This is a genomic window from Arthrobacter sp. 05N429, assembly GCF_056397045.1.
Window position 1 is genome coordinate 1 of record NZ_JBFTMQ010000053.1, and the last position, 344, is coordinate 344.

General features: G+C 67.4%; 1 protein-coding gene. It reads right to left on the reverse strand.

What is annotated here, in order from left to right:
* A partial coding sequence (locus AC1DF4_RS19220) for a radical SAM protein (RefSeq protein ID WP_476914366.1) occupies positions 1–344 on the reverse strand: 344 nt, incomplete at both ends.

Consider the following 344-nt stretch of genomic DNA (forward strand, 5'->3'; position numbering starts at 1 on the left):
TCGTAGCGGAACGCCGGACGGATCCGCTTGAAGATCCGCGGCACGGTCTCGACGTTGTGGGCGAAGACCTCGGGCTTGGAGTCGCAGATCGCCTCGATGTGCTCGGGCTTGCCGGAGAAGTCCGGGATCAGGAGCTCGACGCCGGTGCCCGGGTTGAGTTCGTGGATCTTGCGGACGGTTTCGGCGTAGAGCCAGACGCCCTCGTCGGCGAGGTCATCGCGGGCCACGCCGGTGACGGTGGCGTAGCGCAGCTGCATGGCCAGGACGGAGCGGGCCACCTTGGTGGGTTCGAAGACGTCCACGGGCGAGGGCTTGCCGGTGTCGATCTGGCAGAAGTCGCAGCG